16 protein-coding genes are annotated in these 20,929 nt (G+C 49.3%); 6 read left to right on the plus strand and 10 right to left on the minus strand.

Annotated elements, in window-relative coordinates:
- Positions 1-25: 25 nt before the first annotated feature.
- From ligA to JHJ32_RS04445, 4 genes are all read right to left on the minus strand, one after another.
- A complete protein-coding gene (gene ligA, locus JHJ32_RS04430) occupies positions 26-2,044 on the minus strand; it encodes an NAD-dependent DNA ligase LigA (protein WP_079716598.1) in 2,019 nt (672 codons plus the stop codon).
- A gap of 80 nt (positions 2,045-2,124) precedes the next feature.
- Positions 2,125-2,862: a hypothetical protein gene (locus tag JHJ32_RS04435; RefSeq protein ID WP_200120092.1), complete on the minus strand. Its 738-nt coding sequence runs from the start codon at positions 2,860-2,862 to the stop codon at positions 2,125-2,127.
- Positions 2,863-2,944: 82 nt separating this feature from the next.
- Positions 2,945-4,012 (minus strand): glycosyltransferase family 2 protein, encoded by a 1,068-nt coding sequence (locus JHJ32_RS04440; RefSeq protein WP_233632467.1) that lies wholly within the window; start codon positions 4,010-4,012, stop codon positions 2,945-2,947.
- Entirely contained in the window at positions 3,973-4,848 is an 876-nt protein-coding gene (locus tag JHJ32_RS04445) for a lysophospholipid acyltransferase family protein (protein ID WP_200120093.1), read from the minus strand. The genes JHJ32_RS04440 and JHJ32_RS04445 overlap by 40 nt, the downstream gene beginning before the upstream one ends.
- A 161-nt stretch (positions 4,849-5,009) precedes the next feature.
- On the opposite strand from JHJ32_RS04445, the gene JHJ32_RS04450 reads away from it, so the two are divergent.
- Complete coding sequence (locus JHJ32_RS04450; RefSeq protein ID WP_079716596.1) at positions 5,010-5,621, plus strand: WbqC family protein; 612 nt, start codon at positions 5,010-5,012, stop codon at positions 5,619-5,621.
- Between the two features lie 58 nt (positions 5,622-5,679).
- Entirely contained in the window at positions 5,680-6,333 is a 654-nt protein-coding gene (locus tag JHJ32_RS04455) for a hypothetical protein (RefSeq protein WP_200120094.1), read from the plus strand.
- Positions 6,334-6,359: 26 nt separating this feature from the next.
- On the opposite strand, the gene JHJ32_RS04460 is transcribed toward JHJ32_RS04455, so the two are convergent.
- Positions 6,360-7,004, minus strand: a complete 645-nt coding sequence (locus JHJ32_RS04460) for a hypothetical protein (protein WP_200120095.1) — start codon at positions 7,002-7,004, stop codon at positions 6,360-6,362.
- Between the two features lie 299 nt (positions 7,005-7,303).
- Between JHJ32_RS04460 and JHJ32_RS04465 the strand changes: the two genes are divergently transcribed.
- On the plus strand, positions 7,304-8,608 hold the full coding sequence (locus tag JHJ32_RS04465) for a glycoside hydrolase family 2 TIM barrel-domain containing protein (RefSeq protein WP_139378623.1): 1,305 nt from the start codon (positions 7,304-7,306) through the stop codon (positions 8,606-8,608).
- Complete coding sequence (locus JHJ32_RS04470) at positions 8,595-12,443, plus strand: glycosyltransferase family 2 protein (RefSeq protein ID WP_200120096.1); 3,849 nt, start codon at positions 8,595-8,597, stop codon at positions 12,441-12,443. The genes JHJ32_RS04465 and JHJ32_RS04470 overlap by 14 nt, the downstream gene beginning before the upstream one ends.
- A gap of 49 nt (positions 12,444-12,492) precedes the next feature.
- Here the strand turns inward: JHJ32_RS04470 and JHJ32_RS04475 are convergent, their stop codons facing one another.
- Positions 12,493-15,129: a valine--tRNA ligase gene (locus tag JHJ32_RS04475; RefSeq protein WP_200120098.1), complete on the minus strand. Its 2,637-nt coding sequence runs from the start codon at positions 15,127-15,129 to the stop codon at positions 12,493-12,495.
- Positions 15,130-15,232: 103 nt separating this feature from the next.
- On the opposite strand from JHJ32_RS04475, the gene JHJ32_RS04480 reads away from it, so the two are divergent.
- Positions 15,233-16,093 (plus strand): EamA family transporter, encoded by an 861-nt coding sequence (locus JHJ32_RS04480; RefSeq protein ID WP_200120100.1) that lies wholly within the window; start codon positions 15,233-15,235, stop codon positions 16,091-16,093.
- A gap of 29 nt (positions 16,094-16,122) precedes the next feature.
- Here the strand turns inward: JHJ32_RS04480 and JHJ32_RS04485 are convergent, their stop codons facing one another.
- Genes JHJ32_RS04485 through JHJ32_RS04500 form a run of 4 tightly spaced genes read right to left on the minus strand, consistent with a single transcriptional unit; the run spans position 16,123 to position 19,895 of the window.
- Positions 16,123-17,019: an MORN repeat-containing protein gene (locus tag JHJ32_RS04485; RefSeq protein WP_200120102.1), complete on the minus strand. Its 897-nt coding sequence runs from the start codon at positions 17,017-17,019 to the stop codon at positions 16,123-16,125.
- A 47-nt stretch (positions 17,020-17,066) separates the two neighbouring features.
- On the minus strand, positions 17,067-17,894 hold the full coding sequence (locus tag JHJ32_RS04490) for a DUF2490 domain-containing protein (RefSeq protein WP_200120104.1): 828 nt from the start codon (positions 17,892-17,894) through the stop codon (positions 17,067-17,069).
- A 1-nt stretch (position 17,895) separates the two neighbouring features.
- The gene (locus JHJ32_RS04495) at positions 17,896-18,114 is read right to left on the minus strand and encodes a hypothetical protein (RefSeq protein WP_200120106.1); all 219 of its coding nucleotides are present in this window, start codon (positions 18,112-18,114) and stop codon (positions 17,896-17,898) included.
- Positions 18,042-19,895 carry a hypothetical protein gene (locus JHJ32_RS04500; protein WP_200120108.1) on the minus strand — a complete coding sequence of 618 codons (1,854 nt, stop codon included), beginning with the start codon at positions 19,893-19,895 and terminating at the stop codon, positions 18,042-18,044. The genes JHJ32_RS04495 and JHJ32_RS04500 overlap by 73 nt, the downstream gene beginning before the upstream one ends.
- 374 nt (positions 19,896-20,269) lie before the next feature.
- Here JHJ32_RS04500 and JHJ32_RS04505 point away from each other — a divergent pair, with 374 nt between their 5' ends.
- On the plus strand, positions 20,270-20,881 hold the full coding sequence (locus JHJ32_RS04505) for a YigZ family protein (protein WP_079716590.1): 612 nt from the start codon (positions 20,270-20,272) through the stop codon (positions 20,879-20,881).
- The last annotated feature ends 48 nt before the right edge of the window (positions 20,882-20,929 follow it).

Raw genomic sequence — 20,929 nt, forward strand, 5'->3', positions numbered from 1 at the left:
AGGTAAATAAATGATTTTATAACGATCAATTAATCATGCTGAGCAGCTCCTGCTCCGAAATAATGGGGACTTTCAACTTTTCGGCTTTGGCCAGTTTAGACGGGCCCATTTTGTCGCCGGCGACCAGGTAATCCAATTTGCCGGATATGCTGCTCAACAGCTTGCCGCCGTGGCTTTCAATAAGCGAGGTCAGCTCTTCCCGGCTGAAGTGTTCAAACACGCCCGAGATCACAAACGTTTTTCCTGACAATGCGTCGCCGAGGCGTTCGTTCGTTTTTTCTTCGATAGCTAAATGCAGGCCATGTTGCCTGAGCCGTTCGAGCTGTTCCCTGTGGACGTCCTTAGCAAAATATTCGGTCACACTTTCCGCGATCCGTTCGCCAATTTCGTAGACTGACTCAATTTCTTCCTTGGAAGCCGCCGCCAGCGCATCCATGTTTTTAAAGTGTGAGGCTAGCTTTTTAGCGATTGTTTCCCCCACATAACGTATACCAAGTGCAAACAGCACCTTCTCAAATGGTTTTTCCTTGGATTTTTCAATGCCGGCCAGCATATTTTCGATGGACTTTTGGCCGAAGCGATCCAACCGTACAAGTGTTTCCTGTTTGTCTTTAAGGGAATAAATGTCTGTGATGTTATGGAGAAGCCCCTGTTTGAAGAAGGTCTCGATGGTTTCGTCGCCCATGCCTTCGATGTCCATGGCTTTGCGGCCGATGAAGTGCTGCATCCGCCCAACTATCTGCGGGGGGCAACCTTCGTCATTCGGGCAATAATGCACCGCTTCGCCAGGTTTGCGTACCAAGGACGTCCCGCATTCAGGACAGGTCAAGGGATAGCTGATGGGTTGGGATTCGGGTTTCCGTTTTAGGAGATTCACGGCTGTGATTTTAGGGATGATTTCGCCGCCCTTTTCGACAAATACCATGTCGCCCTCCCGCAAATCCAACCGGGCGATTTCGTTCGCGTTATGCAGGCTAGCCCGCTTTACGGTTGTTCCCGCAAGCAATACAGGGCTGAGATTAGCCACGGGAGTCACTGCTCCGGTGCGGCCAACCTGGTAGCTCACGGACAAAAACTTGGTTTCCGCTTGCTCGGCCTTGTACTTGTAGGAAATGGCCCACCGGGGTGATTTAGCGGTAAACCCAAGCTCTTCCTGCTGTCCGTAATCATTTACTTTAATAACAATGCCGTCTATGTCATAGCTCAAGTCGTAGCGCCCTTGTTCCCACTTTGCGATGAATGCAAGCACCTCATCGATCGATGAGCACAACGCCATATGCTCCGATACATGAAATCCCCATGCTTTCACCGCTTGGAGGCTGTCCCAATGATTGCTGAAAAGCCGATTCCGTTCGTTGCTATACAGAAAATAAAGAAAGCAGTCCAGGGGGCGGCGGGCTACTTCCGCGGAGTCCTGCAGCTTGATCGTGCCGGCTGCAAAGTTGCGCGGATTGGCGTAAGCCATCTCCCCGTTTTCAATACGCTCGTTATTAAGCCGTTGAAATGCCGCGCGGTGCATAAATATTTCTCCCCGGATTTCGAACAGGTCAGGATATCCATTAGGTTTTAGCCTGTTGGGAATGGATTTTATGGTGCGTACGTTTGCCGTCACGTCATCACCCTGCACGCCATCACCGCGGGTGACAGCACGCTTAAGTACACCATTTTCGTACGTGATGCTGATCGATAGGCCGTCAAACTTCAATTCGCATACGTATTCAAAATCGTTGCCAATGGCCTTGCGTACCCTATTGTCGAAATCGCGCAATTCCTGTTCGCTATACGTATTGCTGAGCGAAAGCATCGGCCATCTATGACGAACGGTATCGAAGCGCTGCGTGATATCTCCACCCACCTTTTGGGTGGGTGAGTCCGGATCGAGAAATTGTGGGAATTGTTGCTCCAAGGCGTCCAATTCCTTGAGTTTCAGATCGAAGTCATAATCCGAAATTGTCGGATTAGCTAATACGTAATATTGATAGTTGTACGTGTTGAGTTCCTTGGTTAATTCCTCGATTCGAATAGCTGCTTCTGCTGGTGACATAGCGGCGAAAATACAAATTTTATGGCTTTCGGCAACCGGTTATTCGTTTTCATCCGGCTATACCGGCCGCCTATCATTGCTCACCGATCACCGTTTAGCCTACTCCATATTTCGTACATCGGATCTCCCGCAGAGCTTTTTCCGGTGTGGTGCCATTGGCCATCGATGATTTGATCATCAAATGGTAGGGACATTCCTACCCGATCTCCACCTCTTGAGAAAAACTCGATATTCTCTGTGTATTTTCCGTTTCCGAACGTATAGGTGCCTCCGCCGGTACCAGAAAACTGGCCTGTCTTGATGTTGATAGCTACCCACTGGAAACGTTTCCCGGACAATATTTTGAGCGTCCGCCTATCCTGTAACGTCCGTTGGGCGAGTTCATCGCCCTGCTTACGCCCCGACATGTACCATACGCCCGCCATTGGACCTTCGTTGTTATCGATACGTTGCCAAGTGGCTTCCGAACCTGACAAATCGGTGGTGAGCGTATTAGCCACTTCGTACGCAAATGTACTGGTTTGGCCCAGCCAAGTATCTACGGGCGTTTCATTCGCGGCCTTTTCAGAATCATACTGCCACGTAACGGTAAGCTTGCCGTCTGCAACGTCATATGTGCCACCCCTTGTGGCAATGAACTTTTTGTTTTTGACGTCATAGGTGCTGTGTGATAGGTAGCCATCCACAAACACGGCTGTTTGCTGGATGTCGCCTTGTTGCATGTGCCACGCTCCGGCAAGTGCGTCTGCCTGATGGGCTTGGCTACCCCAAGCAGTTATACAAATTGCGAGTAGCGGAAGAATGAGATACCTTTTCATGGTTTTTAATTGTTTGTTGTTTTGGCCTACAAATTACTAAAGTAACAAACTATTATTTAAAAAGTTGTCTGTAGCCGGTATTTTACAGAAACTTACGGCGATTGAGCTGACTGAATCGTGTTTTTCCATGGATATAAAAAGCCCATATAAAGCTGCCCCGATAGATACCTTTGGTGCCAAATTTCTGGCGATATTGCTTTCGTTTTTTTGCGGTTTTAAAAAAATCAAGAAAGAAGCGCTGGTGCGACCGACTGATAGCCCAGGCATCTTTCGATTTTCCCGCAATGAGGAAATGGATAAGCGCAATAAAATCGATCCACATGCGTGCAAACAAGACCCACACTGCTTGGAGGAAGGGCAGATTCTTTTGCATCATAAAGAGGCTATTGCGGAAATTGAGGTATGTCTTTCTCGGATTGCTCGCAGCCAACGTACCGCCACCCACATGGTATACGACAGCGTGTGGGCAATAACCGATGCGGTACCCGGCTAGTTTGAGACGCCAACATAGATCGACCTCTTCCATATGCGCAAAAAAATCTGCATCAAACCCTCCCGACAATTCCCAGCATTGGCGCTTGATGAAAAGTGCTGCGCCGCTGGCCCAGAATACTTCGCAAGCATCGTCATACTGCCCGTCGTCCTTTTCAACAACGTGCAACATCCGTCCGCGACAGAAGGGAAAGCCATAATAATCAATGAATCCCCCGCCGGCGCCTGCGTGTTCAAAATGGTCGCGTTGGTAATACGAACGGATTTTGGGTTGCGCAGCTGCCATGTCGGGGTGGCTTTCCAATAGCTCAATGACCGGTGTAATCCAGTCGGGCGTAACTTCCACATCCGAGTTAAGTAGTACAAAGTAGTCCGCATCCACCGATTTCAGCACTTCGTTATAACCTCCGGCAAAGCCGAGGTTGCTGCTGTTGCGGATAATGCGTATCGCAGGAAAATGTGCGGCGACAAAGTCCACCGAATCGTCGGACGACGCATTGTCGCCCACCACAAACTCTACGTTGGGATAATTGCTGTTATATACGGAAGGTAAAAATTTCTCTAAGAAAAACCTTCCATTCCAATTTAAGATGACAACGGCTACCTTTGGATAATGCTTCATGGTTTGGGTTTCCTTTTCCACCGCCGATGGGACCATAGCCACCATTCAGGTTTTCTGCGGATGATATCTTCCGTAAATTTGTTATGAATATCCGTGATGCCATGCCCCGGCACTTCGGCGGGATTTTCAACCAACGTCGTGAATGTGCAACTATAATGGCCACGCCTGATGCGGTCGATGTGGCAAAAGACGACAGGGAAATTGGTCATTTTAGCGATTTTCTCGGCTCCGGTGTATACGAGCGTATCCTGGTTGAGAAACGGGATAAAATAGTTGGAATCCTTATACATCGGTGTCTGATCGGCTACAAAGATACTGATGTGCGGTTGTTGGCGATGTGCAATGATTTTGCGCAGGGTTTGTTTCATCGGAACCATCGTGGCACCGAAGCGGCCCCGTATCGCGTTGTAGATGAGGTCCACCGTCTGGTTATGCAACGGTTTGTAGATGATCAGTACCGGATTTTCCGTGAGTAAGCTCAGCCGGTGAATGCCCAGTTCCCAATTGGCATAGTGAGCAGTAACGCCTATCACGCCTTTGCCGGCCCTGAAATGACGTTCCAACTCTTCCTTTTGATGGATAACTATCCGCTTTTCGACCGCCTCCGCCGATATACTACGCATTTTGACGGCTTCCACAATCAGATCGGGCAGAAAACGGTAAAACTTCCGTGCAATTTGTCTGCGTTCGCTATCCGTTTTTTCCGGAAATGCATTCCGGAGGTTCTCATATACCACCGCTTTCCGGTAGCCAATGACGTAGTATAGTAATAAATATAGCACGTTTGAAAACGCGTAGAGCACCCAAAAAGGCAGCAGTGAAATCAGGTAAACAAAGAAAGAAACAATGGAAGATTTTCGCATTACGGCCATTCAAGTGCGTAAAACTGCAAACTTAGATAAAGTTGCTTTTATATGCAATTTAATTGCGGCGGAGCCTGCGGGTTCCGTGCGGACCTCAGGCGCAGGTTGGTTCGGATGATATATTCCTAATTTATATTATTTTTACCGCACAAACTTATTTCTTGCGTTACATGGACGAACAGATCATCTTGCCTGCCTTTTACTTGCCCCCGGTTTCCTATTTCAGTGTTATCCACAATGCTCCGATGCCAATCTTGCTTGAGCAATACGAACATTATCCCAAGCAGACCTATCGCACCCGGGCATCGGTTTATTCGGCCAACGGAAAATTGGACCTTATTGTGCCGGTAAAAAAAGGCCGTGGCGGACATACCCGGATGAAAGATGTACGGATCAGTTATGAGTCGGACTGGCAACGGTTGCATTGGATGAGTTTGCAGACCGCATACCGCAGCTCGGCTTATTTTGAATATTATGAAGAAGATTTTATGCCATTTTACCAACAACGGTATGAGTGGCTGTTTGATTACAACGTGCTTCAATTGCAGTTGCTGCTTCGGTTGCTGAAGATAACGAGGAGCGTCGGATATACCGAAAGCTACCGAGAAAATTATCCGTCCGACTTGGATTTCAGGCAAGCCATCCACCCCAAAACGGGACATGCGGGCGGCGATCCGAAACCTTACTACCAAGTATTCGAAAATAAACACGGCTTTATCGCCGGCCTAAGCATTGTGGATCTGCTGTTTAATCATGGCCCCCAAAGCCGGACGTATCTATAGCAATTGAAAACTTTTCGCGAGTTTCCCTGTTTTAGTGTCATCATCTATAGGGAAAGTTATGCTGAAACATTATTTGCTCATTTCGTCGCTCTTAACGATGATCGATGCTGCTGCGCAGTCAAAAACAGACTCCACCGACCAGCGGAAAGTGTTTGTAACCAGCGGTATGGGGTGGGGGTTCGCATTGGGCGAGACGAAAGAGGTACTGCGGGCAAAATTTTCCAACACCCTGGGCTTAGATATTTCCCTGGCTAAACGTCCTTATTTTATCTACCCATCGCTTGATTTTCTGACCTTTCGGTATGATCAACAAGTGCCCGATCCGGATTATGCTTACGATTTGGAGAAGGGTAGGAGCAATTTCTACATTCTTAATCTTGCAGGCGGAATTCGGAAGCGATTTGGTAAGCTAAACGCGCATGCCTATGGAGGCCCCGGTGCAGGCGTCGTGATACAACCTCGTGCGATGGTTTCTCCGGCTGAGCATAAAGTAACGATCGAAAGCACGTCACACCTTACGCCCACCTTCAGGTTAGGCGTAGGGGCCGATTATCGGATCGGCGGTTTCTTTTTGTTTGTGGAGGCCGGATGGCTGCATAATTTCCGGCAAATTCAGCAACGGTCGGTCAATGTGATGTCGTTGTACGGCGGACTAAAAACAGACGTGACCAAGCTAAAAGACAATGTGGCACGTGTAATAGGGATCGAGTAGGAGCGAACCCCTACTCGATATGTGGCTTATTTTGCGGATATGCTCAGCTCTACTACCTCCACATCGATGGCGTTAAATAGCTTATGGGATGATTGCAGTTCGTTTTCTGGCTTAATTTCATCCAACGTGCGGACGTCAACGCCCCGTTGTTTGGTGATGTCAAGTTTACCGCCGAGGCAAGGATAGTTAACCTCCAGATCGCCTCCATTGAACCCCAAAATGGTTGCAAAGCCGTCTAAGCTGTTATAGAAATTGGTCATGGTGACGGGCATGAAGTTATTGTATTGCTTTACCTCATTCAGCATGGAACCGACACGGAGTCCTTCTGCGGTTTGATAAGGGCCGAAATTATTAGCGACCGCAACTTTCGTGATGGTCGTATAGGGTTCTTCGCTTTCGGCCCAGTATACGGTGATTTCTTCTGCTTCATTGGGGAAGACCTTGGTGATATGTGTCGTGCTTCCACCTTCTTCAATCGTTCCATTTTCAAGGCTACCGGCGCCGACAGCGCTATCCAACGCAGCGTACGTGTATGTAAGTTTTACGGGGCCTATCCCTTCACAGGTGATCGCATTGGGATCGGTTGCAGCGGTCTCTTCTTGTTGGTTTTGCCCCTGCTGGCAAGCAACGGCGATCAAACCAATACAGGTAATGTACAATAGTTTGTTCATGACTTTTCGGAAATAGTTCAATTTAAGCCCACTAAACTATGAAAAAACCGGCTGGCTTCAAAGTCAAATTTGCAGGCTGCGCCACAGCACCGGCCTCACAGTGCGCAGTAATGTCTAAACGGCGAGATAGCATAAACGGAATAATTGATTAGGAAGAGCAGTTTGGATGTTTTTAGAAATACCATATCTTTACGCAGGTTTTCAGTCAATTAAGATATTTGAAGGGCGAAGCAGTCTATTCCTGATGACTAACTAAAATTGCAAACAATCATGTCGGCCGAAAGATGCAACCTAATCCGATGAGAAATACCTGTTTTTTTTTGTTGCTATTGCAGGTGCTGGTGGCCTGTACGGATGCCAAACCGAGGCGCAATGCCAAAGTCTTCATTGAAAAGAAGGAAGGGAAATATACATTATATCGCCATGGAAAACCGTTTGAGATAAAAGGGGCCGCCGGCCATGCGCAGTTGGACTTATTGCAGCAAATCGGCGGCAACACCATCAGGCTATGGGACACCGTCGGCATAGCCCCCATATTGAAAAAGGCTGATGAGTTGGGAATTGCGGTGATCGTTGGTTTGCCAATCCCAGAAAGCCGTTATATGGACTATTACAACGATTCATCGAAGGTGGCTCAGCAGTATAAAGACATAAAGGCGTTGGTGAATCGATTCAAAGACGCACCTGCATTGCTCATGTGGTGCGTAGGAAACGAGCTTTCTTTCCCGTACAGACCGGCGTATGCCAACTTTTACAAAGCCTTTAACGGCATCGTCGACATGATTCACCGGGATGATCCTGATCACCCCGTCACCACCACCATGGTGAACTTCCAGCGTAAGGATATTTTTAATATTAAGATGCGTACTCATGTAGATGTCATTTCATTTAACATATTCGGCAGGATCACCTATTTGCGCGATGACTTAAAAAGATTTTCTTGGCTATGGAGGGGGCCTTATTTAATTACAGAATGGGGGATTGATGGCCCTTGGGATGGCACGCCGCAGACCGCATGGGGCGCTTGGATTGAACCAACGAGCACCGATAAAGCAGAACAATACCGCTGGAGATACGAACAACAAATGCCATTGGATGATAGCGGCTTTTTAGGCTCTTTGATTTTTTATTGGGGACAAAAGCAGGAGACTACCCATACTTGGTTCAGTTTATTTGATGAACTTGGCCATAAAACGGAGGTCGTTGCCGTCGCTGAAAAGATTTGGACAGGAAAGACGTCGGTCGAGCCGGCGCCCAAAATACGCGATATGCTTTTAGCCGGGCAGGACCATCCTGCAAGTATTTTCCTAAACGCCAATGAAGAAGTGGAGGCTAAGGTGCGACTGGTGGATGGTTCAAAATTCACCAAGGTAATCTGGGAGGTTTTCCCGGAGGATTGGCACAAGGTGGAAGAACGGAACAACACGATCAAGCCATTGCCTGTCAACGGGTTGTTCCGAAGCAATGAGGGTGTGGATGTTAGGTTTATTACACCCGACAGCGAAGGGCCTTATCGGATATTCGCAACAGTATATGATGATAACGGCAATATTGCGACGTGCAATATGCCTTTTTACGTCGTGGGAACGAATGAAAAGAACTAAACCAGTAATTAAGCCGTCGAAACGAGAGCGTTATACCCTGCGCCTGATGGTTGCCATAGGCGCTTTATGCATGGTGCTCTTCTTAAAAGAAATATTGGGCACCAACGCGGAATATCCGGCACTGTATTGGATGCTGATTGCTACATTTGTCTTCGCATGCCTCAAGATAGTGCATGAATGGATTCACTACGTTTGTATTGCCGTACCAGATATACCTAAGCACGAGAGGTCGTTTACCGTCGATATATTTACGACATTCTGCGCAGGTGAGCCTTATGAAATGATTCGGGAAACGTTGATGGCTATTCAAGCAATCAAATACCCCCACCAAACCTTCCTGTGTGACGAGGCCGATGACCCATACCTAAAAAACCTTTGCAAAGAGCTTGGTGTATTCCACATCACCAGAACTGTTAAAATAGATGCAAAAGCCGGCAATATAAACAATGCATTAAAATATTCGTCTGCGGAGCTTTGTGTGATTCTGGATCCCGACCATGTACCGTTCCCTGATTTTTTAGATCCCATAGTTTCCCACTTCAACGATCCGAACGTGGGCTTCGTACAAATTGTCCAAGCCTATAAAAATCAAGACCAGGGGCTCATTGCGAAAGGTGCCGCACAGCAGACTTATCAATTTTATGGCCCCATTATGATGTCCATGAATACATACGGTACTGTACTTGCTATCGGTGCTAATTGTACGTTTAGGCGTGCTGCGTTGGATTCCATCGGGGGTCACGCCGCGGGTTTGGCGGAGGATATGCATACGGCGATGCAACTCCACGCCAAAGGCTGGAAGTCCGTATATGTGCCCGCGGTCGTTGCCCGAGGGTTGGTCCCGTCTACCTTATCGGCGTATTATAGCCAACAGTTGAAATGGGCGCGGGGTGTTTTTGAGCTGTTCGTGACTTCCTATCCCCGCCTTTTCGGAAAATTTACTTGGCAACAAAAGTTGCATTATGGTGCCATACCGATATACTATTTGTCGGGTGTCTTTATTTTAATTAATTTCTCGATACCTGTTATTTCCCTGCTGCTCAATACGAGCCCCATAAATTTCGACTTGTTCAATTTCGTCACCATTGGTTTTCCGTTATTTATGTCCATTTTGCTTATCCGGCTTTTTGTCCAAAAGTGGGTGATGGAAGAAGAGGAGCGGGGTGTCCATATTGTCGGAGGCTTGTTGATGATAGGCACATGGTGGATCTTTCTTACTGGGTTGATTTACACCCTTCTTCGGAAAAAGGTCCCTTATATCCCCACGCCGAAAGATGATAGCGAAGACAGTAACTGGCGGTTGAACACCCCAAATCTATTAGTCATCGCGGTGTCATTGGCAGCTGTTGCTTACGGATTATCCAATGACTGGAATCCGTATAACCTTATTATGGCGGGTTTCGCCGCGATCAACTGCCTTATTTTGTCGTTTTCGATTGTTGCAAGCCAACAGTATCGATTCAGGCGGTTTAAAGAACGCAATTGGCTGCTGAGACCGTTGATGGCTGTCATAGCTGAGTTCAAAAAATCGTTCTGGAAATTTAGACGGCATGTTTACCGTGGAGTGAGGAGTACGGCGTTGATGCTTACGGCGCTTATCGGATGTTACATCCTTTATCATATAAATACCCAGCCAGAAAAAGAAGGGTATTCGGCAGGTGAGCAATATAGCAGCGCCACCCTGGTCCCTGGCGTGTTTTTTCCTCAGCAATCCAATGGGCTCACGGTGGTGCGCCGAGTGAAGGAGCTTGCACAGCAAAGCAATATATCTTTTGGTGTCGTCTCGTGTTATGTACCTTGGGGAGACGAGCCTCAATGTGATTTGCCCGTCCACCTGCTGGATTCCATTTACGAGCTCGGTTCCATCCCGATGATAACTTGGGAGCCATGGCAAAGTCTATTTGATCAACTGAAAGGTAAATCCGATAACGACAAGGAACAGCGCGTGTTTGCAGCTATTCTGAAAGGAGATTATGACGACTATCTGGCCCGTTTTTCCGGTCAGGTCAAGTCGGTAAACCGCCCGATTTTTATCCGGTTTGCGCACGAAGCAGACAATCCGCAATACCCTTGGTCCGCGGTCGGCCAGAATACCGCCGAAGAATTTAAAGCGGCCTGGCGGTACATACACCGGTATTTCAACCGTAGCGGAGCTTATAATGCTATTTGGGTCTGGAATCCTTGGAAGCCCGAGGCCGTAACATCCTATTTCCCTGGCAGGCGCTATGTAGATTGGATAGGAGTGACCAACCTTAATTATGGATCAAGGAATAATGACGGGAAATGGTACAGTATGAAGGAGCTTTACATGCCTTTCCACGAACAGCCTATTTTTCAATCAGGCATACCCGTTATGTTGGCAGAAATGGGCTCGTTACCGGCGGAAGGCCAACAAACATACTGGTTTCAAACGGCTTTTAAAGACATAAAGGAGCGGTTTCCGGAGATTGGGGCAGTTGTCTTTTTTAATGCCAATATCGATTATAATACGCCGGATCCGGAAAGCGATGTTTTTTTGGACTGGACGATCGAGGATTTCGGCAGTTTAGGTAAGGCACTAAACAATACCCGTAGGCAAACCCAATGGCTTACAAACAGGCCGATTAACGAGACCCTTGCTCGCCCTGCGGACACCACCGTCCGGCGCTCCGGCGGCGTGTCATTTCATCATATCAAAGGTGTTAATTATACGAAGGGGCAAAACTGGTCCACAAATGGTCACGCGTTGAGGAAAAAGGAAATTGCTGCCGATTTTTCCAAGATGAAGGAAATGGGATTCAATACGGTGAAGCATTTTGGCCCCACTTTCTATGACCTTAATATATTACATGTAGCGCGGCAAAAAGGGCTGGATGTCAGCTATGGCTTTTGGTTGCCCAGCAATGCTGATTTTATATCAAACCGTGCGGAGTTGGACAGCTATGCGGCCCGGATATTGAAAACGGTAGCAGCCTTGAAAGATAATGAGGCCATAATAATGTGGAATATCGGAAACAGCCCATTGCGTAGAATGTATGCTAATCATTACAAGCCTGATCTGTATTACCATAACGAGGCTTATGTGTTGTGGCTGCAAAAGCTGGTAGCTAAAATTAAATCAATGGACCCCAATAGGCCCGTTAGCGTAGACATCGAAGTCGACAGTAAGCTAAGTGAGCATATGGGTTGGCTTCACTATTACATCCCTGACATCGACTGCTTTGGTTTAGCGGTAGGAGATGGAGCAGCTATGGGATCCGGATTAGAAAATCTTGAGTCGCCGCATTTTTATAGTAGAATAAATGCCTCCGATTACTTAGCAATTCCTGAGCTCCGATCCGGCTTTTTTATTGCCAATTGGCAAGACGAACAAACTCCCGGGTTTGTCTCGTTTGATGGATTGCTGGATGGTTCAGGGAACAGTAAATTTGAAATGCACCGGTTGGCAAACCGCTGGGACGGTGCCGAACTGCCACGGGAACTGCCCGAATTGAAAATATTGTTGCCGGCCACAACAATCAGCAAAAATAAATCCGTCACGTATCGTGTATTATTGCGCGATGGTAAGGATTGGCGGTTGCTGAAAGACAATGATGGACTAATGCCGGAATGGAAATTGATTAAAACCAATCATTACGGTGAGCCGCTGGAAACCAAAACCTTGGGAAAAGGCGTAGACATCACCTTCCACGTGCCCGGAAATCCGGCAAATTTCAGGATTGCTTTAGCGGTTTCAGGTGATAACCACGTTAAAATGATATCATCCAAACTCCATACGCCTTTGAACACATTACATTGGCCGGAGGAAGCCCTCGCATCGTTTAGGCTTGACAATGACGTTGATGAGACGTATTAGGTCCAAAACGCTGGAGATGACAGGCAAGGCAACGGTCACGCTGGCCGACCTAAAGATTAGCAAGATTAGCCAAGCTTTCTTCCAACATTTTGATTTTCGCCTCGGCGTCCGCTTTCTTATTCCGTTCATTAGCTACGATTTCCGGCTTAGCATGCTGTACAAAGCGTTCGTTGCCAAGCTTGGCATTTACGGATTTCAAAAATCCGTTGAGGTAATCGATTTCTTTGGTGATGCGCTCGCGTTCAGCTTCGACGTCAATACGTTGGGCGATGCTCACGTAAAATTCGTCTTTTCCTACCAAAAAGCTGGTTGCTCCGGCCTGTTTCCCTTCAACGAAGCTGACGTCTGATACATTGGCCATCTTTTGGATACTTTCAGCATATCGGTTGAAATCGATGCCTGACGAAGCATGGATAGCCAGCGGCAACGGTGTTTTTGGAGAAATTTGCTTAGCATTGCGGAGGTTACGGATCTCCGATACCACCTGTTGTAGTACGGTGAAATCGCCTAACGCCTGTTCATCGAAAGCTCCCGTTTTGGGATAGTCGGCGATGATGCAACAATCAAGTTCACCCCTCACGCCAAAGAGTTCGTCATGCCAGAGTTCCTCGCTGATAAATGGCATAAAAGGATGGATGAGTTTAAGTACAGATTCAAAGAATCCCTTGGTCGCCTCAAAAGCTTCCGCGGCAATGGGTTGTTGATATGCAGGTTTCACCAGCTCCAGGTACCACGAACAGAAATCATCCCATATGAGCTTGTAGGTGGCCATCAGCGCATCGGATATGCGGTAGTTGCTAAAGTGGCCTTCGATCTCGGCAACCGCTTGGTTGAAGCGATGCGCGAACCAATTAGCGGCTTCACGTTGGGCGGATGAAGCGGGGATGTCCGCGATTTCCCACCCCTTCACCAACCGGAATGCATTCCATATTTTGTTGGCGAAGTTGCGGCCTTGTTCGCAGTAGGCCACGTCAAACATCAGGTCGTTGCCTGCCGGCGACGAAAGTAACATGCCCACACGTACACCATCTGTGCCATATTGTGCCATGAGCTCGATAGGATCAGGCGAATTGCCAAGCGATTTTGACATTTTTCGACCCAATTTGTCGCGCACAATGCCTGTGAGATATACATTTTTGAAAGGAGGCATGCCTCTGTACTCATGGCCGAAGATAATCATACGGGCTACCCAGAAAAACAGGATTTCAGGAGCCGTTACCAAATCACTTGTCGGGTAATAATAGCGGATATCCGCATTTTCCGGATGGCGGGTGCCATCAAATACAGACATGGGCCACAAGCCAGATGAAAACCAGGTATCCAATACATCGTCTTCCTGCCGGATGCCCTCGGCAGACTTGCCTTCCGCTTCAAATAACTCGCGTGCTTCTTCTTCAGTCTTGGCTACCACCCATTCGTTGTGCGCATTGTACCACGCGGGGATACGCTGGCCCCACCACAACTGACGGCTGATGGTCCAGTCTTTGATGTTTTCCATCCAGTGGCGGTAGGTGTTGATGAACTTGTCGGGAATCAGCTTGACCTCGCCGTTCAGCACATAGTCCAGCGCTGGCCTGGCCAGTTCCTGCATCCGGCAGAACCACTGCATGGACAGCTTCGGCTCGATGGCCGCGTCGGTGCGCTCGGAGAAGCCCACCTGCGATTTGTAGGGCTCGGTCTTTTCGAGCTGCCCGGCTTCTTCCAGCAGCTTGGCCACCAACTTGCGGGCTTTGAAGCGGTCTTCGCCGACCAGTATTTGCGCCTTTTCATTGAGTGTGCCGTCGTCGTTGAGGATGTCAATCACTTCCAGGTTGTGTTTCTGCCCCAGCTCATAGTCATTCAAATCATGGGCAGGAGTTACTTTGAGGCAGCCTGTGCCGAATTCCATGTCGACGTACTCATCTTCGATAATCGGTATTTCACGGTTAATGATCGGCACCAAAGCCGTCTTGCCTTTCAGGTGAGCATACCTCGGGTCGTTGGGATTGATGCACACCGCCGTATCGGCCATGATGGTTTCCGGTCGCGTGGTCGCAATGGTCAGGTAGGCGTGCGCATCACCGTCGGCATCCTTCACGGCATAGCGGACATAGTAAAGTGTTTGATTCACTTCTTTGCGGATGACCTCCTCATCCGAGAGCGCGGTGCGCCCCTGTGGATCCCAGTTGACCATCCGTACACCCCGGTAGATGTATCCTTTCCGGTACAGCCGGATAAACGTATCAATCACTGCGTCGGACAGGTCGGGGTCCATCGTGAATTTCGTGCGACCCCAATCGCACGATGCCCCCAGTTTTTCCAACTGTTTGAGGATGATGCCTCCATATTTTTCCTTCCATTCCCAGGCATGTTCAAGGAACTGCTCACGTGTTAAATCTTTCTTATCGATGCCTTTTTCTTTGAGCATCGCGACCACTTTGGCTTCCGTGGCAATGGAGGCATGGTCTGTGCCGGGTACCCAACAGGCATTTTTGCCCTGCATGCGGGCGCGGCGGATCAGCACATCCTGTATGGTGTTGTTGAGCATATGCCCCATGTGCAGTACGCCGGTTACGTTGGGGGGAGGCATCACGATGGTGTAGGGCTCGCGATCATCCGGTGTGGAACGGAAAAAGCCTTTTTCCATCCAGTAACTGTACCACTTATCTTCGGCTTCCTTGGGGTTATATGTCTTTGATATGCTCATTGAATTGCTACACGTTTAAGGGACGCAAACTTAGCCAAACTTAGCAATTAAAGCAAAAATAGGCCGCATTATCCTTAACTTCGCCGGCACAAACCTCAGGTATATGGTATACGTATTGCTTAGTGTGATGTGTAGTGTTACCGTCTCTGTCATTCTCAAGCTGGCCAGGCGGCACCATGTGGATACCCGGCAGATTATTGTCTGGAATTATCCGGTTACTGTTTTGGGGAGCTGGGCCGTGCTGCGGCCCGATTTCAGTGACGTTGTTATCACGGAGGCTCCGGTAGGCATTTATTTGTCGCTGGCCGTACTGCTTCCGGGTATTTTCGTGCTGCTCAGCGCATCCATCCGGCACACCGGCATTGTCCGTACGGAAGTTGCGCAGCGGCTTTCGCTGTTTATTTCATTGCTGGCTGCGTTTTGGCTGTTCCGTGAAGCCCCCGACACCGGCAAGCTCATCGGTGTTGCTGTAGGGTTCGTAGGCATTTTATGCAGCATCGGTTGGCACCGGGGAAGTAACCAATACGGTCTCAACCACCGGGTGTGGCTTTATCCGCTATCCGTTTTTTTCGGTTATGGCTTGGTCGATATCCTGTTAAAGATCATTGCTCAGCATACGGGCACGCCGTATACCGTTTCGTTGTTTGTCATCTTCTGCCTGGCGATGCTGGTAGCCTTCGGCTACCTGATCGTTATTTTACAAGGTAAGGGGCGTTTTTCCATGCATGCCGTATACTGGGGCTTGGTGCTGGGTGCGTTCAATCTCGGCAATTTTTTGTTTTATATGATGGCCCACCGGGCGTTGCCCGAAAATCCGTCCACCGTATTCACGGGCATGAACGTGGGGGTCATCGCACTCGGCGCGCTTGTCGGCTTGGTTTTTTTCCAGGAAAAATTATCGCGGATCAATAAAATAGGGGTAATCTTGGCCGTTGTATCCGTATTGATTATCGCCTATTCGTGAATGACCAGCGAAGCATTTTTGGACTTCGGCTATTTCTTTAGCGGCTTGTCATCTTCCCATAAACCATCGTAGCTGATATTGCCATCCGGATCGTAAAGTATCCCTCGGCCATTGCGTTTATTGTTTTTCCATGTGCCCTCATACCGTTCGCCGCTTGGCCAGGTATATATGCCGGTTCCTTCCCGCTTATCCCTGTTGAATTCACCTTCATACCGTTCACCGTCCGACCAGGTGTATGTTCCCTGGCCGTGCCGTTGATTGTCTGCCCATTCTCCTTTATAAACGCCGCCGGAATGTTCCCATATGCCAGTGCCGAATCCGTGCGCCTTGTTGTTTTTGGTTTCGCCCAGATAGTGGATGGTGGCCCCGTCGGGGTTATTGAAAACCAGCACCTGCATTTGTGCTTTCCGCTCCAAAGCCCGGTTGCGGTCGCGTATCTGCCGGCCGAGCTCGGTTATCCGGCGGTTTAGGCTGTCGGTCAATTTTGCGGATGCACGGTGCAAGCTGTCATGCTGCCGGCGCAGCAGGTTCAGTGAATCAATAACAGGCTGGCTTACCGTTCGAAAGCCGGTATCCAGTTCCAGGTTGTGTTGACGCTGAGCGATCCGGTGCGTTGCGTAATCGATACGGCTTTCCAACATATTCGTGGCGGCCGGCTGCGCGGTTTGGAGCAACTGCCGGTAAATCTCGAGCGCTTGCTGGTAATGGCCGGCAAAGAGTAGCCCATCGGCGTTGGAAAGGCCGGCAATGCTGTCACACGGGCCCTCGCGGGGCGGGGATTGCGCCACCACGGCGCGGAGCCGTTCATTATCTGCGGCCAACCGTCGCCTGTTTTGATAAACGAGCACCAATGCCAGTATCAGGCCCCCGATAATGGCGGCGAGTATGATTAACGCAGTAGTCGGTTTTGTCTGTTTTCCTTTCATCGCAAAATTACTTTAGTAAGCATGTCCACGTCGCTAATGCGGGGGTGTCAGTCTTCCAAGCGTACGCCGGGAAACCGCGCTTCCTTTTTCCGAAAATCCAACGATATGTAAACATTCGTCCGCAATATCCACCGGGACGTGTACACGTAGCCAGCATCCAATGTCTGGCCGGTGGTATACATCATGCCTACCGTATATTTCAGGCGCGGGTTTTGGATGTAACCGATGGATGGATTGATGCGTAGGTCTTCCATTGGGCTATCAACCACCGGTTTACCGCTTTGCATGATAATTTCCACATCAGGCGTAACGAAAAATGTTCCCGGAATTAGCCGACGGTTGTTAATGGGTATATTCATGTAAAATTTATACCGCCAACGGTTTCGGAATATCCAATCGGCCCCTACGGCGTTGGAACGGCTCCACCGGTGCTCGATACGTACCCGGTGGTAGGCCATGTTGCCACCAAAAGGCATGGCAAAGAGGTATTCGTGCCAGATGCGGGGCTCCAGCACAACATCTTCAAACTCCGGATTTCCCGGTTGAGGTGTAAAGTTGAGGCGCAAGACCGGTCCCAATGAAATGCTCAGCCGGTCGTTTACCAGGTAATTCAGGGCGTGGCGGTTGTATATCTGGCCCATCCTCCCCACATAGTCGGTGTCTCCATCACCTACGCGCCGGTAGTGGAACTGCGCATCCCAGAACAGCCGTTCGCTTAGCCGGAACCGCCCGTAGAAGCCGTTCCACAAGGCAGTGCTGGTTGGCTGGGTAATGGCCTGATTGGGCCGGCTGTCTTGGGCGTAACCGGTCGCGTTCAGGGCAAGTATAAAAATCAGTAAGCATAACGCTATAGCATTCAGCTTGTTGGTCTCCATCTCAATTCTTTGTTTGCAGTTCGGTAGCGGGCATGCCTTCCGGACGGAGGCCCATCAGTTCAAGACATTTATGCACATCGTTCCGGGATTTTCGCAGGTGGTTTTCCAGCGTCTTGGTATCTTCCTGCCGCAGCTCGGCCATCCTGTTCAGCAGCTGTTCCAGTGGGTTGAGCCTGGTGGATAACCCGTGCAGGACAGCTGCCGCCGTGCGTTTTCCCACACGTACGGCAAGACCGTTTCCTCGAAGGCCCGGTAGAGCCGTTCTTTTACCCGCTCGTCCATATAGGTGAAGGTGTAGGGGTTCCAAATGGAACGTGTATATTGCTGATCCAACTGTTCTAACCTGCTGTTATAGTCGACCAGTGCATGGTACAAACCGAGATATTCCGAGTAGCAGTCTTGTAAGGAATCTACTGCGAGTAGGCGCTGGTAGATGTCAAGTGCGGCGTATTCCTTGAACGATGTGTCGATAAACCGTTGTACGGAATCACGCATTTCCCTATGAAGCTGATTATAATCCCCGCGTTGCGTTGCATTGTTAAACCGCTGGATGACCGAATCCCGCAGGCTAACGAGTTTACGTTCCTTTTCCTTAAGGTCGCTTTGCGCCTGGTAATCGTCAAGTGTGCCCTCCATCCGGCTGATGATCGCTGACACATCGTCGAATACCGACGTGAGGTGCTCGTTGAGCGTGCCAGCATTGAATGCGGTCGGCGCCGGAGGGAATCGATGACGGCTCGATAGTTTTTCGTTCTGAAACGCATACCGCACGGTATCCGGATAATGGATGTCCACTGCATTGTGAGCAAGGATAGCATCATGATCCACGTATTCAGACGCTTCATCAGCCAGAAAGCGGATGACCGGCGCAATTTGGTTCAGCCGGTCGCGGTAGATGCTCAGCACCTCATAATAACGGCTCAGGTCCTCATTAGTGAAACGCCCCATCTCGGTATTGGGATTATCAAAAAAGTCGTCGATAAGGCTCAGCACTTCGGTAAGCAGCCGTTCATTGCTTTGATTCAAATATATTTCCGCTTCCGAAAAGGAAAACTTGCTCACTTTCACCCGGATCGGTGGCACAGGGTCGCTGCCACCCGCGCCATGCCACACGTTGCTATCGCGATAGCCCGCCGGCCGTATGAACACGCGTTCCAGGAATTCGTTTGCCCTGGAAATGTATTGTTGCGAGCTGTCAATATCAATCACACCGCTGATGGCCGTGGTGTCCATCACCACGTTGGTGTAGCCCAGCGCGCGGAAGTAAGCCCTGGTTGCCGGGAAACGGGTGAGCAGCCCCCGGCCGCTCTTCGCCAGCGTATCAAATCCAATATGCCGGATTTCCAGCAGGTGATCATCCAATTTATAATAGTGTTTGCTGAAAAAGCCGTGATCATAGTGCCGTAATTCCTGGATTGAACGGCCACTGCCGGTGCGATGGGTGAATAACCAATCTCCGTTGGGAAATCCCTCTTCATCAAACTGCCCCTCCACGCGCATGTTGCGGGTGAAACCGATCAAACGGCCGGTAATATGTCCGTCGTGGTAGTGTACTTTCGAATAAAACGAGGTATCCACCGGACGGGATTCGGCAATACGCCGGATAGCCAGTTCGTAATCTCCATGCGCCCGGCCGTTATGGAAGTTGGCGTTGATCAGCCATTCCGTGCCCGAAGCGTCATAGACGATTTGGCCGCCGGTAGTTTGAGCTTCCCCCGCAACGGCATATCGGCGGAATGCGTATTTCCAAGGGCCGTGTTTCAGGGCGTTCCGGAAATTGCCGTCGAGCACAAGCCCATGGATCGAGTCTGTTTCCTGATAATGTTCCACAAAATGGCGGAAGATAAACCGCCCATCTTTAATCGTGTCGCCCTGCTGTAACCGGTATTCGAAATCGGCTACACCTACCAGCGAATCGCGGAGAACGTATCGGCCCTGATAGCGGGAAAGCTGCTGGGCATGCAGGGATAGTATGTTAGCTAATAGGAAAAAGAAAGTCAAGTGGAGGCGGTATGGCCAGCCTGGATGGCTTGTAAACTTGTGACGGTATACGTAACGGATATGACGGATATACATATTAAAACGCCCGGCTGGCCTTCGATGGTGCCAAACCGGTATTTTCGTAACTAAGGTTGCCGCTTAAACAAGAAGGAAACCACAATAACCGGTGATTTCATCGGGAAACCGAGACAAAATAATGCCGCAGTGAATGATTTTCGAAAAAAAAATAATTCATTAGCAGTTAAGCGGTTAAATATCGACTTGAACCCCGGTCAGTTTATCGTTTCCTGATCTTTCCCCATTTTGTGGAGCTTGGTCAACATTGGGGAAGCGATAAATTATCGTCAATCCATAAATTTGATAACTTTGGTCCCGTGAATCTGTTTGACGACACATATAAGACGATAGCCGCCCCGGCAGAAGGCGTATTCAGAGAAAAAGGAAGTAAATTCATCGCGTATGCCTATCCGTTGCGACGCGAGACGGAGGTAAAGGATCTGGTCGCTTCCCTGAAAGCTCAGCATCCGAAGGCCAGGCACCACTGTTGGGCTTACAGGCTCACGCCGGACCGTTCCGTTTTCCGTATCAATGACGATGGCGAGCCGTCCGGAACAGCAGGGCGCCCGATACTGAACGTGCTACTGTCGCACGATATAACCAACATCCTCGTGGTGGTCGTCCGTTATTTCGGCGGTACGCTGTTGGGCGTTCCGGGGCTTATCAACGCGTATAAGACCGCCACGCAAGAAGCGTTGGGTGCGGCCGATATCGTGGAGCTCACAGTGAAAGACGTGTACCGCATATCGTTCAGTTACGAGCAAATGAATGAGGTGATGCGTATCGTGAAAGAGGAAGAGTTGGGCGTATTGAAGCAGGATTTTGATAACCGTTGCACCATGGACGTAGCCGTGAGACGACGGCAGGTTGAAAAGGTACTGGGCAGGCTGGAAAACATGCAACATATTGAAGTGCTTTTTGTCAACTGATGGTGCAGGTCTTGGCACAATCCATGAGTTAATCCGTATATCGCGTTG

Origin of the sequence: Parapedobacter sp. ISTM3, from assembly GCF_016533505.1 — a bacterium.
Taxonomy (GTDB): Bacteria; Bacteroidota; Bacteroidia; order Sphingobacteriales; family Sphingobacteriaceae; genus Parapedobacter; species Parapedobacter luteus.

What these genes read in the sequence shown, in the direction of transcription:
- ligA (WP_079716598.1), bottom strand. Translation starts at nt 2,044, where the DNA reads ATGTCACCAGCAGAAGCAGCTATTCGAATCGAGGAATTAACCAAGGAA.
- JHJ32_RS04435 (WP_200120092.1), bottom strand. Translation starts at nt 2,862, where the DNA reads ATGAAAAGGTATCTCATTCTTCCGCTACTCGCAATTTGTATAACTGCT.
- JHJ32_RS04440 (WP_233632467.1), bottom strand. Translation starts at nt 4,012, where the DNA reads ATGGTCCCATCGGCGGTGGAAAAGGAAACCCAAACCATGAAGCATTAT.
- JHJ32_RS04445 (WP_200120093.1), bottom strand. Translation starts at nt 4,848, where the DNA reads ATGGCCGTAATGCGAAAATCTTCCATTGTTTCTTTCTTTGTTTACCTG.
- JHJ32_RS04450 (WP_079716596.1), top strand. Translation starts at nt 5,010, where the DNA reads ATGGACGAACAGATCATCTTGCCTGCCTTTTACTTGCCCCCGGTTTCC.
- JHJ32_RS04455 (WP_200120094.1), top strand. Translation starts at nt 5,680, where the DNA reads ATGCTGAAACATTATTTGCTCATTTCGTCGCTCTTAACGATGATCGAT.
- JHJ32_RS04460 (WP_200120095.1), bottom strand. Translation starts at nt 7,004, where the DNA reads ATGAACAAACTATTGTACATTACCTGTATTGGTTTGATCGCCGTTGCT.
- JHJ32_RS04465 (WP_139378623.1), top strand. Translation starts at nt 7,304, where the DNA reads ATGAGAAATACCTGTTTTTTTTTGTTGCTATTGCAGGTGCTGGTGGCC.
- JHJ32_RS04470 (WP_200120096.1), top strand. Translation starts at nt 8,595, where the DNA reads ATGAAAAGAACTAAACCAGTAATTAAGCCGTCGAAACGAGAGCGTTAT.
- JHJ32_RS04475 (WP_200120098.1), bottom strand. Translation starts at nt 15,129, where the DNA reads ATGAGCATATCAAAGACATATAACCCCAAGGAAGCCGAAGATAAGTGG.
- JHJ32_RS04480 (WP_200120100.1), top strand. Translation starts at nt 15,233, where the DNA reads ATGGTATACGTATTGCTTAGTGTGATGTGTAGTGTTACCGTCTCTGTC.
- JHJ32_RS04485 (WP_200120102.1), bottom strand. Translation starts at nt 17,019, where the DNA reads ATGAAAGGAAAACAGACAAAACCGACTACTGCGTTAATCATACTCGCC.
- JHJ32_RS04490 (WP_200120104.1), bottom strand. Translation starts at nt 17,894, where the DNA reads ATGGAGACCAACAAGCTGAATGCTATAGCGTTATGCTTACTGATTTTT.